We start from the raw sequence: 15,208 nt of genomic DNA, 5'->3' as shown, positions 1-15,208 counted from the left end.
CACTAAACCTTGTCGGCAAAATCGACGAGCCCCCGGGTGATCCTCTTCAATGAATCGGTGATGTCAAGGTAGAGATAGGACGCCTGGGGCATGCATATTCCTGTTATGAGCCTGTTCTGGTGAACTATGGCCAGTTCTTCTATCATCTTGAACATTTTTTCCATATGCTGTCTGATCGCATCTCTAAGGCCGGGGTTTCTCGTGATGATATAGTCCTTCGTGTCACGGAACTGTTCCTGCATGAGGTTATACAGGTCACGGATCTCTGAAAGCGCTTTCTCGCTGAAAAGGATATTCGATGCGACCTTCGATTCCATCTTGTACATGAGGTTTTCGATGGCGAGAGCTATTGTCTGCAGCGCGGGGAGAAGCCTGACGTATTTCTTGTCTGCCTCGCTTTTCTCTTTTTCCCCGATGATCTTTTCGACGTAGGGAACCCGCGAGATGAGCAGGTCGCCGAAGTTCTTCTCGCATTCCTGTATGAGTCCCACCTGCTGGGCGAAAAATCCTTTCTTAAGGTCATCGAGAATAGGGGTGGCCGTTTCGAACACATCCAGGAATCGCTGCATCAATTCTTTATCTTCCATCGCTCCTCCGTCTTCCGTAGAATCTTTAACGTATTTTATAGCATAGAAGGACCTGTCTGTCAGCCCTGAACAGCAAAAAATACGCCTCCACCGACGAACGGGTCCGGTGCCTCTCGTCAGGATCTCGGACTGGTTTCGCCCGTTTATGTCAGGAGATAGATGATGTCGTGCTCACGGACCCGCTCCTTCACCTTGATGCCCACATCGGTTCCGGAGGCGACCTTTTGGACATTCTCGTGCTCCACCTGCATAGACTCGATGTCTTCCTCGAGGTTCGTGGAATGACCTTTTATCCTTATGCGGTCACCCACCTTCAGCTCCCCGTCGGTGATCCTGATGGCCGCAACCCCGATCTTCGCAAAATACGTGACAACCACACCGATGGCTTTTTCTTCCATAATTCCCTCCTTCGAGTTGAAAAAATAACCAATGACCAAATCTCAATAACCAGGAAAGAAGACAATGGCCGATGACAGATCTCAATAACCAAAGCGGGGAAGCGAAGCGTTCAGTGATTGTCTGGTTATTGTCTTCATCCTCTAGAATACTATCATGTGTATTGGAATAATTGAATAGTGATAAAGTCTTGTCCTCAAGGCGGGTGGAAAAGTGGCGCGATTCCTGCTACAATATACGGCTTTGGACATCACTTATGGATATCTATGACATTATCATCGTAGGGGCGGGTCATGCCGGATGCGAGGCGGCTCTTGCCGCAGCCCGCATGGGCGCGAGAACCCTTCTCCTCACCATCAATCTCGATCACATTGCCTTCATGTCATGCAACCCGGCCGTCGGCGGCCTGGGCAAGGGCCATCTCGTCAGGGAGATCGATGCTTTGGGTGGCGAAATGGGTGTCAATAGCGACGCGACGGGCATTCAGTTCAAGGTCCTGAACATGAAGAAAGGACCCGCCGTCCGCGCGACGAGGATACAGACGGACATGGCGCGCTACGCCAGGAGGATGAAGAGAAGACTCGAAGAAACAGAGAACCTCTCGATACGTCAGGGTGTGGTCCAGAGAGTGCTCATTGAAGGAGGCTCGGCCGCCGGGGTGGAGACGATGCTGGGAGAGCGCCTGTGGGCGCCGGCGGTCATCGTGACCACGGGGACTTTTCTCAAGGGACTCATCCACGTGGGTCTTGAGCATTTTGCGGGGGGCAGGCTCGGAGATATGTCTTCCGTCGGTCTTTCGGACAACCTTCGCGAGCTTGGTTTCCAACTGGGCAGATTAAAGACGGGTACCTGCCCGAGGCTCGACGGCAGGACCATCGATTTCTCGAAGATGATACCCCAGCCGAGCGATGACCCGCCCGTTCCCTTCTCTTTCATGACGGAAGAGGTGAAGAACAGGCTGGTGCCCTGCTACCTTGCCTATACGAATGAGCTTACTCACGATGCTATCCGCAAAGGTTTCGACCGTTCCCCCCTGTTCACGGGAGTCATCAAGGGGACGGGGGTGCGGTATTGTCCATCCATAGAGGACAAGATAGTGCGGTTCAGCGACAGACCCAGACACCGCATTTTCATCGAGCCCGAGGGGCTTGACACGGTGGAGTATTATCCCAACGGTCTTTCGACAAGCCTGCCGCTGGATATCCAGATGGCGATGCTCAGGACCGTCGAGGGCCTGGAGGAGGCGCAGATAACCCGGCCGGGCTACGGGATCGAGTATGACTTCGTCTATCCGACCCAGCTTTACCCGACCCTGGAGACGAAACTCGTGACGAATCTGTACTTCGCGGGCCAGATCAACGGGACCACGGGGTACGAAGAGGCTGCCGCACAGGGGCTCATGGCGGGCATCAATGCCGCGCTCAGGCTGCGGGGGGCGGAAGATCTTGTGCTCGGTCGCCATGAGGCGTATATCGGTGTCCTCATAGATGACCTCGTAACGAAAGGCGTTGACGAACCCTACCGGATGTTCACGTCCCGTGCCGAGCACCGGCTCTTGCTCAGGGAAGACAACGCGGATCTGAGACTGACGGAAAAGGGGTACGAGATCGGTGTTACAGGCGAGGCGCGCCACAGAAAAGTGCTCGAGAAGCGACAAAAGATGGAAGAGGCATTCGCTCTTCTTCGGGGTGTGCGATTGAGGCCCACAAGGCAGACACAAAGGATGCTCGGGGAAAACGGCATCGATGCCATAACGAACCCGGTGACACTTGAGGACCTTCTGAGGAGGTCGGGCGTGGCCTTCGATGACCTCAGGCGCATACACGAAGGATTGCGGGATGTCGATGCCGGCGTCGCGTACCAGGTGGAGGTTGACGTGAAGTATCGCGGCTACACCGACCGCCAGCTCGATCTCGTTGCGAAGACGAAGAAGCTTGACGACAGAAGGATACCCCGGGACCTGGATTACGGCGAGGTGTCCGGGCTTACGCGGGAGGTTGTCGAACGTTTTGTCGGGGTGAAGCCGTCTACGCTCGGTCAGGCGCTGCGCATCCCCGGGGTGACCCCGGCCTCCATCACAGCATTGCTGGTCCATTTCAAGAAGAAGGGAATATTATGAGCACAGACGAGGGAAAGGCACACCATAACGACAGGATCGAAAAATGGCTTCGTGATCTCGACGTCGACACTTTCGGGATCGCAGACATGTCCCGCTATGGTGATGAGATAACCGGTATCGGCGACCTCACGGCAAGGGAGTTACCATTTGCCCTGTCTTTTGGTATTGTATTGTCGGCAGGAGTCCTGGAGACCTTAAAGGACGGTCCGACCCAGTTGTACCTCCACCACTACCGCCAGCTGAACTACAGGCTTGACATGATTGGATATTTTCTCGGCAGATCGATTGAAAGGGAAGGGTTCAGGGCGGTTCCGTTCGCCGCATCCCAGGTGGTGGACTGGCAGCGCCAGAGAGGCCACATAAATCACAAGAAGATCGGGGTCATGGCGGGCCAGGGCTGGATCGGGCGCAACAACCTTCTTGTTCATCCCCTTTTCGGATCGCGGGTCAGGTACAATACGGTCCTCACGGACATGCCCCTCCACTGTGAGAAGGAATTGGACCGGGACTGCGCCGATTGCGAAGCCTGTGTTGCGGCATGCCCTGCGGGCGCCATAAAGACGGAGAGATCCGATTTCGACCACCATGGGTGTTACGAGATGTTAAGCAGGTTCAGAAAAGAGCGCAACATCGGTCATCACATATGCGGTGTCTGCGTGAAGGTTTGCGGGGGAAGACAATGAAGGCCTTCGTGGCGCTCGAGGATGGAACGGTCTTCGAAGGAAGGGCCTTCGGCCTTGAAGGGGAGAAAGAGGGCGAGATCGTCTTCAATACGAGCATGACCGGCTACCAGGAGATCATGACCGATCCCTCTTATAAAGGACAGATCGTCACCATGACCTATCCGCTCATTGGAAATTACGGTGTGAACGACGATGACGTGGAATCCGACGGACCCAAGGTCGAAGGTTTTATCGCACGGGAGTTTTCCAGGATAACCAGCAACTGGAGGGCCACCGGTGACCTCGGGGATTATTTCCGCACGCATAACATCATCGCCGTGGAAGAGATAGACACGCGGGCGCTCACCCGTCACCTCAGGGTGCGCGGGGTCATGAGAGGCGTCATTTCCACAACGGATCACGACCGCGACAGCCTCGTAAGAAAGGCAAAGGGCTCCCGGGGGATAGTGGGCGTCGACCTCGTCCGGGACGTGACCTGCCGGGCCCCCTATGAGTTTCAGGGTGAAGCGGAGAGCAACTCCGGCGAACCCGTACTGAACTGCGTGGTCATGGATTTCGGCGTCAAGAGGAACATCCTGAGGATCCTCAGGCAAAAGGGCTGCCGGGTCACCGTTGTGCCCTCGAGCACCAGGGCAGAGGATATTATTGCCATGAGACCCGACGGAGTCCTCCTGTCCAACGGTCCGGGAGACCCCGAGGCGGTTCCCTATGCAATCGCTGAGATACAAAAGCTTTTCGGCCGGATGCCGATCTTCGGCATCTGTCTCGGTCAGCAACTGCTGGGGCTTGCGCTGGGAGGCAGGACGTACAAGCTGAAATTCGGCCACCGCGGTGCCAACCAGCCTATCAGGGAGACAGCGACGGGCAAGGTCTACATAACCTCCGAGAACCACGGTTTTGCCGTTGATATGGAATCCCTCAAGGGAGAGGCGGTCCGGGTGACCCATGTCAACCTCAACGACGGCACTGCGGAAGGCATCGAACATGAGACCTACCCCATTTTTTCGGTCCAGTACCATCCCGAGGCATCGCCCGGTCCCCATGATGCCTATGGTCTTTTCGAAAAGTTTCGGGTCATGATGGAGAGCTTCAAGAAGGAAAGCGATGCCTAAGAGGACGGACATAAAGAGCGTTCTTATCATCGGGTCGGGGCCCATCGTCATCGGCCAGGCCTGTGAATTCGACTATTCCGGGAGCCAGGCGTGCAAAGCCCTCCGGGAAGAGGGATTGAGGGTCATCCTCGTCAACTCCAACCCGGCCACGATCATGACGGATCCTGATATGGCAGACAGGGTCTATGTTGAGCCCCTGATACCCGAGGTCATCGAAGAGATCATCAGGACGGAAAAGCCCGACGTTATCCTTCCCACCCTTGGCGGACAGACGGGCCTCAATCTGGCAACCATCCTCGCGGAGCGCGGCATCCTCGAGAAGTATGGCGTCGAGCTCATTGGAGCGGACTACGGTGCCATCAAAAAAGCGGAGGACAGGGAGGAGTTCAAGGCGGCAATAGAGAAGATAGGCCTCGAGGTACCGAAAAGCGGTCTCGCCCACACTATGGACGAGGCACGCGCTGTGGCGTCGCAGATCGGTTTTCCCCTTATCATCCGTCCCAGTTACACGCTTGGCGGCACGGGTGCGTCCATCGCCTATAACGTTGAAGAGTTCGAGGTTCTCGCCATGAGGGGCCTTGAAAGCTCGCTGACCACCGAGATACTCATCGAGGAGTCCGTTATTGGCTGGAAGGAGTTCGAACTCGAGGTGATGCGCGACAAGAGCGACAACGTGGTCATCATATGCTCCATTGAAAACCTTGACCCCATGGGCATCCATACGGGGGACAGCATCACCGTGGCTCCCGCACAGACCCTGACTGACAAGGAATACCAGTTAATGCGGGATGCATCCATCAAGATCATCCGGGAGATCGGTGTAGAGACGGGCGGCTCCAACATCCAGTTCGCATTGAACCCTGATGACGGCAGGATGGTTGTCATCGAGATGAATCCCAGGGTATCGAGAAGCTCCGCCCTGGCCTCGAAGGCTACGGGTTTTCCCATTGCCAAGATAGCGGCGAAACTCGCCATCGGGTACACCCTCGACGAGATACCCAACGACATCACCAAACAGACCCCGGCGTCCTTCGAGCCCACCATAGACTACTGCGTCGTCAAGATACCCCGGTTCACCTTTGAAAAGTTCAAGGGCGCAGACGAGACCCTCACGGTATCGATGAAGTCAGTCGGCGAGGCCATGTCCATCGGCAGGACCTTCAAGGAAGCGTTCCAAAAGGGGCTGAGGTCCCTGGAAGTGGGCAGGTCGGGTCTTGTTGACGAGCGGTCAGCCGGCAAGGATGACCTGGAATACGTCAGACAGAAGCTCTTCACGCCTAACTGCGAGAGGGTCTTTTACATAAGGCACGCCCTTCGCCTCGGCATTGGCATCGAAGAGATCCATGCCATCTCGAGGATCGATCGCTGGTTCCTGAAGAACATCGAGGAGTTGGTTCTCTTCGAAAAGGAACTGGAAGCCTGTCGCGGTGACGGCCCTGCCGCCATAGCGGCGGAGCTTTTGAAGCGGGCAAAGAGGCTGGGTTTCTCGGACAGGCAGATCGGGGAGATCGTCGGTGTCGAGGAACATGAGATAAGATCGCTCAGGGAGAAGAACGGGCTGAAGAGCGTTTTTAAGCTCGTCGATACCTGTGCCGCCGAATTCGAGGCGTATACGCCCTACTTCTACTCCACCTACGAAGAGGAGGACGAGTCGCGCATCTCAGACAGGAAGAAGATCATGATCCTGGGAGGCGGGCCCAACCGGATCGGGCAGGGGATAGAATTCGACTACTGCTGCGTCCATGCCGCCTTTGCCCTCGGGGAGATGGGCTATGAGACGATCATGGTCAACTCGAACCCCGAAACGGTAAGTACCGACTACGATACCTCGGACAAGCTCTACTTTGAACCTCTTACCTTCGAGAACGTCCTCGACATAGCGGACAAGGAGCGGCCCGACGGGGTTATCGTGCAGTTCGGGGGTCAGACGCCGCTCAACCTGGCGGCGGCCCTCAAGAAGGCGGGCGTCAGGATCATCGGGACCACGCCCGAAAGCATTGATATGGCCGAGGACAGGGACAGGTTTAAAGGACTCCTCAAGGACCTGGGGCTGACGCAGCCCGACAATGGTATCGCGACATCTTTTGAGGAGGCCCGGGAGATAGCGTCGTCGATCGGTTTTCCCGTTGTGGTGAGACCTTCCTACGTGCTCGGGGGGAGGGCCATGGAGATCGTCTATAATGATGAGGACCTGGCATCCTTCATGGTCAAGGCGGCCGAGGCCTCTCCTGAAAAGCCGATCCTCATAGACAAATTCCTCGAGGATGCCATCGAGATCGATGTCGACGCCGTTGCCGACGGAACGCAGTGTGTGGTGGCCGGTATCATGGAACACATCGAGGAGGCGGGCATCCATTCCGGGGACAGCGCGTCGGCGCTGCCGCCTTACTCTCTCAATGACGATGTCATAGAACGGATACGCACCTGCACCTATCGGCTGGCCCGGGGCCTCGACGTGGTGGGTCTCATGAACATTCAGTATGCCGTCAAGGACGACATAATATACGTTCTTGAGGTCAACCCGCGGGCGAGCCGAACGGTGCCCTTTGTCAGCAAGGCGACGGGGGTGCAGTGGGCCAAGGTGGCGGCCAGGCTCATGGCAGGCAAGACGTTGAAGGAATTGGGGATCGAGAAGGAGGTCGTCCCGAAGCATGTCGCAGTGAAGGAGTCTGTCTTTCCCTTCAATAAGTTTGCCGGTGTCGATACCATCCTCGGGCCGGAGATGAAATCCACGGGAGAGGTCATGGGCATCGATTCCACTTTCGGGTCGGCATTCTGGAAATCTCAGCTCTCAGCCGGTCAGGACCTTCCTTACCGGGGGAGTGTCTTCGTGAGTGTCAAGAACAGGGATAAACGAAACGTCGTCTTTGTCGCCAAGAAGCTTTCCGACCTTGGCTTCAGCATATACGCCACGAAGGGGACGGGTAAGGTGCTCGTGAACAACGGTATCGATGTCAGGTTCGTCAACAAGGTTTCCGAGGGCAGGCCCCACATTGTCGACATGATAAAGAACGGGGACATACAACTCATCATAAACACCCCCAGCGGAAGAAACCCCAAGGTGGACGAGATAGCTATCCGCTCCGGCGCCGTCCAGTACAAGATCCCCTACACGACGACACTATCCGGTGCCCAGGCCGTGGTCAACGCCATAGAGGTAATGAAGAAGGGGACGCTGCGGGTGAGGGCGCTGCAGGATTACTACTGAGAAGACTGTTCCAGGTTTCAAGTCTCAGGTTTCGGGGAAAGACGCTCCTTGCTTGGAATATGAAACCTGAGACTTGAAACTGCGTTTACTTGAGGTCGTTTATCTTTCTCTTGATGATCTTTCCCTTGTCTTTCGGGAAATCGGCCTTTATGTAGACGGTCTTTGTGAAGACCGCTTCCACGGTGCCTTCCATGGTCTTTTTCGCGAAAGAGAATGTTACCTTGTCGCCCTTTGTCATACCGCGCCTCCTGTCGATGACGTGCTTGCAGTTTCCGATTTCGTCTCTGTTTTTGTTTCGGTCACAGGTTCTGGGGCGCTTTCTGTCTTTTCGACGTGCCTGCTGCCATTCTTCCCGCTGCCGCCTGAGTCGATCGGTTTCTTGTAATCCGTGACGTACCACCCGGTGCCTTTCAGGTGGAATGCGCAATTGGAGATGAGCTTGGTGAGTCTTCCCTTGCATACCTTGCACTGCGTGAGCGGCTCGTCACTCATCTTCTGAAATATCTCGAAGCTCTTCCCGCATTCTGTACATTGGTATTCGTATATAGGCATGATAATGCTCCTCCAGCTCAAAAAATGTGTCTAAGTGTCAGTAATATAATGCTTTAGGCTTGCCCCGTCAAGTTATTATTGCGAATGCGGCGCTCATTTCCACTGCGCCATCGGCCAGTTCTTTCCTCATCGGACAGGACCCCTTGACAGGCCGGAGAATCATCACTTACAATCAAATAATGTACATAAAGATCCTCGGCTGCTCCGGCAACCTTATCGGCAGGCACAGGACGACGTCCTTTCTGCTCAACGACTCACTCCTTATCGACGCGGGGACGACGACGGAAGCGATAAACCACGGGGGTCTTAAGAAGATCAGGCATATCCTGATATCCCACACGCATATGGATCACGTAAAGGGCCTCTTCCCCCTGGTGGACGAACTGGTCATGATGGGCGACTATAAGATAGAACTGGTCAGTGCCGCTCAAGTGCTCGATATTATCTCCGGGAATCTTCTCAACAACCTTGTCTGGCCGGACTTCACAGTGATCCCATCTGTCTCGAATGCGGTCATCCGACTCAATGAAATATCCCTTGAAAGGCCGACCATTCTTGACGGGATCAGCGTTATGCCTGTCCTTATGACCCACACGGTTTACACGGTGGGCTTCGTGATCAAGGAGGATAACGGACGGGGTTTCATGTTCACCGCAGACACGGGACCCACGAAAAGATTTTGGGAGGTGGCAGAGGGCGAGAAGGATATCCGCGTCATCATAGCCGATGTGTCGTTCCCGGACCGCCTCGCGGAAATTGCCACATTGTCCGGTCACATGACCCCGTCGATGCTCATGGAGAGCATTGACACTCATAGGCTTGGCGAGAGGTTGTTCTATGTTTCCCACATGAAGCCCATTTTTGCGCGTGAGATAGCCGCAGAGTTCAAGCGTTCGGGGAGGGAGAATATCCGTTTTCTCAGACAATCGGACATATTGACCCTGTAATTTCTCCACCCGCACGTTGCTATTGCCAATTTCCACTTGTCAAGATGATATTTATGGGTTAATAAGTCTTAACAATGCATTATCGAGATGGCGTATCGGGGGTTAAGCCAATGGAGCGATTGAGCACATTTTGCCTTTTGACCATGTGTTTCTTGCTTTGGATGGTTTCTTCCGTTCAGGGCCAGACGCTGTTCGATCAGGGAGTAAGGGAGTTCGGGCAGGAGAACTACGAGGAGGCCCTGCCATTCCTTCTCGAGGCACGGTCGGCGGACAAGGGATCGGCCCGGATAGCATATTACATCGGCCTTACATATAAGGTTATGGAAAAATACAAGGAGGCCATTCCGTACTTCAAGGATGCAGCCACCTTGACGCCGAGAGTCGACGAGGGGGTCGTGGAACTTGTCGATGTGCTCTACCATACCAACGACATCGTGGAGGCGGAGAAATGGATCGCCTTTGCGGAGAAAGAGGGGATAAACACGGCCCGACTGTATTTTCTCAGTGGCATGGTCCTGTCGAAGAGGGGAAGGTTCGACGAAGCCATCCTGGCCTTTGAGAGCGCAAAGAAGCTCGATCCCAGGGTGACGCAGCAGGCCGAACTCCAGATCGCGGGCATATACACGCAGCAGGGGAAATACAAGGACGCCCAGGCACGCTTGAGGACGACGATCACTCTCGACCCCGCCAGCGACCTGGCCCTTTACGCCAGGGATTATGAAAAGATAGTCGCCGACAAGGCCGAACGGGAAAGACCCTGGCGCTTCAGCCTCGGCATGGGTTACAAGTATGACACCAACGTGGTCACCAAGGGGGACGGCCCCATGGTGGAATCCATCTCGGGGCAGGAGGACAGCGCGATTAATTTCGGCGCCCGCATCGGTTATACGGCGCCATTTTCTTTTCGAACACCCTTCAGCCTTTCCGCGTATTATTCGATATACAGCGACAGGTATTTGGGAAAGACCTATACGCGCTCCGACGGTACCGAGGGGAATCTGACGGAATACAACAATATGACGAACACGGTAAGCGTGGTCCCGGGCTATGCTTTCGGCCGTTTCGGCGTGAGCCTGCCGCTTACCTATTCATATGTCAGCCTCCAGGGTGTGAAGGGGAACAGTTTCTTCAACGAGCTTAACTGGTGGAACCAGACACGCTATCTGGAGACGAAAGCGGTGACCCCGACCCTTCGCTTCCTCACGACGGCCAGCAGTTTCGGCGAGATCTTCTTCAGCTACATGCGCAAGAAGTATTTCGATACCGAACTGCATCCCGAAGTCCCCCAGGAAGAGGAGAGGAGCGGCGAAAGGATGACGGGAGGCCTGGGTTGGACCTACACCTTCAAGGAGAACAAGGCGTTCTTTACGCTGCGGTATAGCTACGCGCAGGACAACGCAATAGGGCGCAACTGGGTGAACACCGAGAACCGTTTCGGGGCCGACCTGCTCTATCCCATCGTGGGGACAGTGAGGGGCCAGGTGTCCGCTGAAGCAAACTTTGTGAAATACACCTACGAGAATACCTACTTCGAACAGAACAGAAGAGATGATATATACAATGTGTCCGTTGCATTGCTCTATGGCATAATAAAGAATACGGACATTGTCCTCCAGTATAATTACTACAGGAACCAATCCAATATCGCACTCTACGATTACACGAGAGATGTCTACGGTCTGGGTGTGGAATACAGGTTCTAGGCATTGGTGAAAAACAGACATTAAATAGTGATCTGCGGTCACAGGAAGAACGAGGTGACATCATGAAGAAAACATCTTTGGCGGGCTTTCTTGTCGCTTTTGTCGTGTTATTCATTGCCGTTATTGGGGCCTATGCAGCGCCCGTCGGCAAGATAACCCGGATAGAAGGCAGGGTTGACGTCCTTAAGGAGGGTCAGAGGGTCGTGAGGAATGTGTCCCTCGGGGACAGCGTGGATGTCGGCGACATCTACCGTGCCAAGACCAACAGCAGGGCCGAAATCACTTTTTTCAACAAGAATATCATTAGAATAGCTCCGGCGACGCGGATGCAGGTCAGCCAGTATTCTGATGACGGCACTAAGAGCAACCAGATAATGAAGCTCGAGCGCGGCAAGGTTCAGGCGGTATCGAGCGAGGAGTTCGTCAAAAAGGTTTCTTCGTTTGCGGAGGGCAACAGGTTCGAGGTCCAGACCCCGAATGCAGTCGCCGGCATCCGCGGTTCCGGGATGACCGTGGGATTTGCGCAGATGGTGACGGGTCTCTTCTTCTCGACCGGCAAGGGTTATTTCTATAATCCCCGCGCACCAGGAAGGGTTGTCAATGTCGCCGCAGGGTTCGTCTCCTTCGTCGTGGGAACGGGAGGTGCTCCCTCTCGTCCTGTTCGGGGCAATGTCTCCTATGTAGGCGGAACGGGTGAGGCACCCCCCGGTACGGGCGGCTCAGGCGGGGGAGGGAACACATCGGGAAGCGGTCTCAACATAGAGGCGGCCAATGTGACATCCGTGGTCAATACGGGCTATACTTTCACGCCGCCCCCTGTTATCCCCAATGTTTTTGTGGGAAGCGTGGAATCCTTGAGCGGCACATATCACGATCCCCTGGAGACGGTCAACATATCGCTCAACAAGGTCAAGTTTTACGGTCCCACCGCGACGGGCATACCCCAATCCTGGGAGGCCGATTCCGTGACGGGTACCTACACGTCGGTGGGAGAGGGAAATACTTTTCAGGGAATGGCCCTGTCAGGCGGCGGTGTGACCGCCAACTTCATCCTCACGAGCGATATCGAAACCAGTTCGGACGCGGGAAACTGGACGGCAAATATTGCGAGCGGCAAAGCTCCCGAAGGCGTGGGTACATGTAAGACGGCGTTTACTTTCAGCGGCACCGCGGCGGGGACATGGAGCGGACAGCTTGTGAACGATACCCACGTGGGGACGATAAGCGGAACCGCCTCAGGTGAAGCTCCCAGTGTCCTTACCCAGGATCCGGTTGCGGCACCGAACACCGTGGTGGGGTCCATAGCGTCCCTCTCCGGTTTTGCCGGGACCACTACCTGGATGGAGGTCCAGCTCAACAATGTGAAATTCTATGGCAGCAGTGCAACCGCAAAGCCACAGATCTGGCAGGCCGGATCTGTGAGCGGAACCAGCTCACCCGGGGGTCTTCCGGCATTTGTCAATGTGGACATTCCTCTTCAGAGTGGCGCCAATAGTGCGGTTTTTACCGTTTACAGCGCTGACGGGTCAAACTGGAAGGCATCTGTGAACAGTGGCAGCGCCCCGGGCGGTGTTGGCGGCTACACCGGTGCCGTGACGTTTTCGGGAAGTGCCAATGGAACTAACACGAGCACCACTCTGAATGGAGCTGCGTCCGGGAAAGTGCACTAGACCGGAGTATCTTTCGGGAGACCAGGGTATGGAGGACGGCGTCGGCCCCTTAAGTTGACGGCGTCGGTCATTTTTCCTTGAAGACGGTGGCTTCCTTTTCTTCGCATTCAACGACCTGACATACCGAGCCCTCGTCCAGAGAGGCCACTTCGTAGATGCGGACCGGTTCGGCCTTGCCCTTAACGGCGACGATGTCGAGTCCCCGTATCAACAGGTGGCCGAACTTGCCGGCGCTGACGAGGTTTCGTACCTTGTCGAGCGTCGCTTCCGTGATGATGATCTCGGCGCCGTACTTGCGCGTCAGTCCCTCGACGCGAGAGCCCAGGTTCACGTTGTCGCCGATGACGGTATAGTCCATCTTCTTTCCCTCAGCTCCGATGTTGCCCACGATCACCTCACCTGTATTGAGACCGAAACCGGCTTCAAGGGGGATTCTCCCTTCCTTCAGCCAATTCTGCTTCAATTCGGCCAGACGCTGCTTCATGTGGAGGGTGCACTTGATTGCCAGTTCCGCGTGGTTGGGCTGGTTGAGAGGGGCGCCCCAGAAGGCGACGATCATGTCGCCCACGAACTTGTCCAGGGTGCCATCCCAACGGATGATGATGTTCGTCATCTCCGTCAGGTATTCGTTGAGAATGGCCACGACCTGCTCCGGCGAGTGGTGTTCGGAAAAGGTGGTGAAGCCCCTTACGTCTGAAAAAAGGACGGTGATCTCACGGCGTTCTCCGCCCAGCCGGGCAAGTTCAGGGTTCTTTATGAGCTCATTGACGATCTTTTCCGTAACGTAGCTTGAGAACATGCTTCTGATCTGTTTTGCGTATCGTTCCTCTGTCGCGTAGCGGAAAGCGGTGGTGAAGAAGTAGATGAGGATTATCGTGTTGCCGGCATAGCTGATATCGATCCACAGTCTCCACTTGAAGAAAAGCGCATAACCGGCCGCGAAGAGGATGCCGATGAAGACGGCGGCAAGAAAGGCGCCCGCTGTTGCCCTCATCCGTACGATAAGCAGGGTGAAGACAAATCCCGTGAGGATGATGACGAGGATGTTGCTGACCCGGCCGACAAAACGGATGTTTTGGTTCTCCAGGATTGCGCCGATCATGTTTGCATGTTTCTCCACCCCGAACATGATTGCCGATGCCGGGGTCACGATCTTGTCGTGGATCCCCACGGCCGTGGGGCCTACGAGGACGATCCTGCCGCGGATCGACGAGGGATTTGCCCTTCCGTCCAGCACATCGAGGGCCGAGACGATGGGAAAGGTTTTGTGGGGGCCGTAGTATGGGATGAGCATCTTTCCGAAAGGATCGGTGGAGATGACCGTGTTGCCGAGTGTGACGGAATTGGTTGCTTCCACGCTCATGTCCGCCAGGGAAAGACCCTTGTAGAGCCGCACAACCTGGAGGTCTATGGACGGGTAAAGCTGGTCCATGTAGGAGACCACCAGTGCCTCCCAGCGGAGCTTCCCGTCCTGGTCCGGGAGCATATTGATGTGGCCCATCGCCGCTGAATGCTCTGAGAATTTGGGCACGGGCAGCAGGACGCCTTTCGCGGTTATGGGCCTGTGTATCCTGTAGAGGTTCTCCTTCCTGATGACCATGAAAGCACTGTCGAGAAAGGCGTCGTCGACCTTTTGCTTCGAATGTCCCTCGAAATCGAAGACAAAGGGCAGCACCACGTTCTTTGCCCGCTTCATGGCCGCAGCCAGCTTGTCGTCATGGGGTGAGGATTCGCTGAAAATGAAGTCCAGCATGATCACCCGCGCGCCCATGAGGCTCAGGCGTTCAACGAGGTCGGCCACCTTGTCCCGGTTCCAGGGCCACCTCCCGATGGCATCCAGGCTCTGGTCGTCGATACCGACAACAACTATCTGCGCCGGGGCGGCGGCCTTTCCCCGCAGCTGGTACCTCAGGTCGTAAAGGAGCATTTCGAGACGTTCAAAAGGGAGGAATCGGACGACGGCGAGGATGACGAATACGATGGTTATGCCGATGCCAATGAGGTAAGTGATATGCTTTCTATTCGCTCTCATGGATGGTCGTGGAAAGAAGCATATCACGGGGCAGGCAAAAAAGGAAGGCACCGCCTGCCGGACGCCCGCGAAAAACTCTTTGCTCTAAACCGTTATATGGTATAATGTAACCCTTCATACGCGCCCGTAGCTCAGTTGGATAGAGCGTTGGCCTCCGGAGCCAAAGGCCCCGCGTTCGAATCGCGGCGGGCGCGCCAAT

The 15,208-nt window shown here is 55.5% G+C and carries 12 protein-coding genes and 1 tRNA gene; 8 read left to right on the top strand and 5 right to left on the bottom strand.

Annotated elements, in window-relative coordinates; translation table 11 throughout:
• Window positions 1–2: 2 nt before the first annotated feature.
• Both PHC90_08385 and PHC90_08380 read right to left on the bottom strand, forming a co-directional pair.
• On the bottom strand, window positions 3–587 hold the full coding sequence (locus tag PHC90_08385; GenBank protein ID MDD3846364.1) for a hypothetical protein: 585 nt from the start codon (window positions 585–587) through the stop codon (window positions 3–5).
• Window positions 588–730: 143 nt separating this feature from the next.
• Window positions 731–985 (bottom strand): EF-Tu/IF-2/RF-3 family GTPase, encoded by a 255-nt coding sequence (locus PHC90_08380; GenBank protein MDD3846363.1) that lies wholly within the window; start codon window positions 983–985, stop codon window positions 731–733.
• 254 nt (window positions 986–1,239) lie between these two features.
• On the opposite strand from PHC90_08380, the gene mnmG reads away from it, so the two are divergent.
• The 4 genes from mnmG to carB are packed head-to-tail and all read left to right on the top strand — an operon-like array spanning window position 1,240 to window position 8,105.
• Complete coding sequence (gene mnmG, locus PHC90_08375; protein MDD3846362.1) at window positions 1,240–3,102, top strand: tRNA uridine-5-carboxymethylaminomethyl(34) synthesis enzyme MnmG; 1,863 nt, start codon at window positions 1,240–1,242, stop codon at window positions 3,100–3,102.
• A complete protein-coding gene (locus PHC90_08370) occupies window positions 3,099–3,785 on the top strand; it encodes a hypothetical protein (GenBank protein MDD3846361.1) in 687 nt (228 codons plus the stop codon). The genes mnmG and PHC90_08370 overlap by 4 nt, the downstream gene beginning before the upstream one ends.
• On the top strand, window positions 3,782–4,897 hold the full coding sequence (gene carA / locus PHC90_08365; GenBank protein ID MDD3846360.1) for a glutamine-hydrolyzing carbamoyl-phosphate synthase small subunit: 1,116 nt from the start codon (window positions 3,782–3,784) through the stop codon (window positions 4,895–4,897). Before PHC90_08370 ends, carA begins: the two co-directional genes overlap by 4 nt.
• The gene (gene carB / locus PHC90_08360) at window positions 4,890–8,105 is read left to right on the top strand and encodes a carbamoyl-phosphate synthase large subunit (protein MDD3846359.1); all 3,216 of its coding nucleotides are present in this window, start codon (window positions 4,890–4,892) and stop codon (window positions 8,103–8,105) included. The genes carA and carB overlap by 8 nt, the downstream gene beginning before the upstream one ends.
• Before the next feature lie 85 nt (window positions 8,106–8,190).
• Here carB and PHC90_08355 read toward each other — a convergent pair whose 3' ends face one another.
• Complete coding sequence (locus tag PHC90_08355; GenBank protein MDD3846358.1) at window positions 8,191–8,343, bottom strand: hypothetical protein; 153 nt, start codon at window positions 8,341–8,343, stop codon at window positions 8,191–8,193.
• A complete protein-coding gene (locus PHC90_08350) occupies window positions 8,340–8,657 on the bottom strand; it encodes a zinc ribbon domain-containing protein (GenBank protein MDD3846357.1) in 318 nt (105 codons plus the stop codon). Before PHC90_08350 ends, PHC90_08355 begins: the two co-directional genes overlap by 4 nt.
• A 179-nt stretch (window positions 8,658–8,836) precedes the next feature.
• On the opposite strand from PHC90_08350, the gene PHC90_08345 reads away from it, so the two are divergent.
• From PHC90_08345 to PHC90_08335, 3 genes are all read left to right on the top strand, one after another.
• Window positions 8,837–9,604 (top strand): 3',5'-cyclic-nucleotide phosphodiesterase, encoded by a 768-nt coding sequence (locus tag PHC90_08345; protein MDD3846356.1) that lies wholly within the window; start codon window positions 8,837–8,839, stop codon window positions 9,602–9,604.
• Window positions 9,605–9,714: 110 nt separating this feature from the next.
• The gene (locus PHC90_08340) at window positions 9,715–11,307 is read left to right on the top strand and encodes an outer membrane beta-barrel protein (protein ID MDD3846355.1); all 1,593 of its coding nucleotides are present in this window, start codon (window positions 9,715–9,717) and stop codon (window positions 11,305–11,307) included.
• A 62-nt stretch (window positions 11,308–11,369) separates the two neighbouring features.
• Complete coding sequence (locus tag PHC90_08335; protein MDD3846354.1) at window positions 11,370–12,977, top strand: FecR domain-containing protein; 1,608 nt, start codon at window positions 11,370–11,372, stop codon at window positions 12,975–12,977.
• 67 nt (window positions 12,978–13,044) lie between these two features.
• Here PHC90_08335 and PHC90_08330 read toward each other — a convergent pair whose 3' ends face one another.
• Window positions 13,045–15,009, bottom strand: a complete 1,965-nt coding sequence (locus PHC90_08330) for a CHASE2 domain-containing protein (protein MDD3846353.1) — start codon at window positions 15,007–15,009, stop codon at window positions 13,045–13,047.
• 120 nt (window positions 15,010–15,129) lie between these two features.
• Here PHC90_08330 and PHC90_08325 point away from each other — a divergent pair.
• Window positions 15,130–15,206, top strand: a tRNA-Arg gene (locus PHC90_08325).
• The last annotated feature ends 2 nt before the right edge of the window (window positions 15,207–15,208 follow it).

The sequence above is a fragment of the Syntrophorhabdaceae bacterium genome (genome assembly GCA_028698615.1).
In the GTDB taxonomy this organism is placed as follows: Bacteria; Desulfobacterota; Syntrophorhabdia; order Syntrophorhabdales; family Syntrophorhabdaceae; genus Delta-02.
The sequence above is the reverse complement of the archived record's forward strand: the minus strand, read 5'-3'. Positions and strand labels throughout refer to the sequence as shown.

Excerpts from the sequence above, each read along its gene's own strand:
- PHC90_08385 (MDD3846364.1), bottom strand. The coding sequence starts at position 587 with ATGGAAGATAAAGAATTGATGCAGCGATTCCTGGATGTGTTCGAAACG.
- PHC90_08380 (MDD3846363.1), bottom strand. The coding sequence starts at position 985 with ATGGAAGAAAAAGCCATCGGTGTGGTTGTCACGTATTTTGCGAAGATC.
- mnmG (MDD3846362.1), top strand. The coding sequence starts at position 1,240 with ATGGATATCTATGACATTATCATCGTAGGGGCGGGTCATGCCGGATGC.
- PHC90_08370 (MDD3846361.1), top strand. The coding sequence starts at position 3,099 with ATGAGCACAGACGAGGGAAAGGCACACCATAACGACAGGATCGAAAAA.
- carA (MDD3846360.1), top strand. The coding sequence starts at position 3,782 with ATGAAGGCCTTCGTGGCGCTCGAGGATGGAACGGTCTTCGAAGGAAGG.
- carB (MDD3846359.1), top strand. The coding sequence starts at position 4,890 with ATGCCTAAGAGGACGGACATAAAGAGCGTTCTTATCATCGGGTCGGGG.
- PHC90_08355 (MDD3846358.1), bottom strand. The coding sequence starts at position 8,343 with ATGACAAAGGGCGACAAGGTAACATTCTCTTTCGCGAAAAAGACCATG.
- PHC90_08350 (MDD3846357.1), bottom strand. The coding sequence starts at position 8,657 with ATGCCTATATACGAATACCAATGTACAGAATGCGGGAAGAGCTTCGAG.
- PHC90_08345 (MDD3846356.1), top strand. The coding sequence starts at position 8,837 with ATGTACATAAAGATCCTCGGCTGCTCCGGCAACCTTATCGGCAGGCAC.
- PHC90_08340 (MDD3846355.1), top strand. The coding sequence starts at position 9,715 with ATGGAGCGATTGAGCACATTTTGCCTTTTGACCATGTGTTTCTTGCTT.
- PHC90_08335 (MDD3846354.1), top strand. The coding sequence starts at position 11,370 with ATGAAGAAAACATCTTTGGCGGGCTTTCTTGTCGCTTTTGTCGTGTTA.
- PHC90_08330 (MDD3846353.1), bottom strand. The coding sequence starts at position 15,009 with ATGAGAGCGAATAGAAAGCATATCACTTACCTCATTGGCATCGGCATA.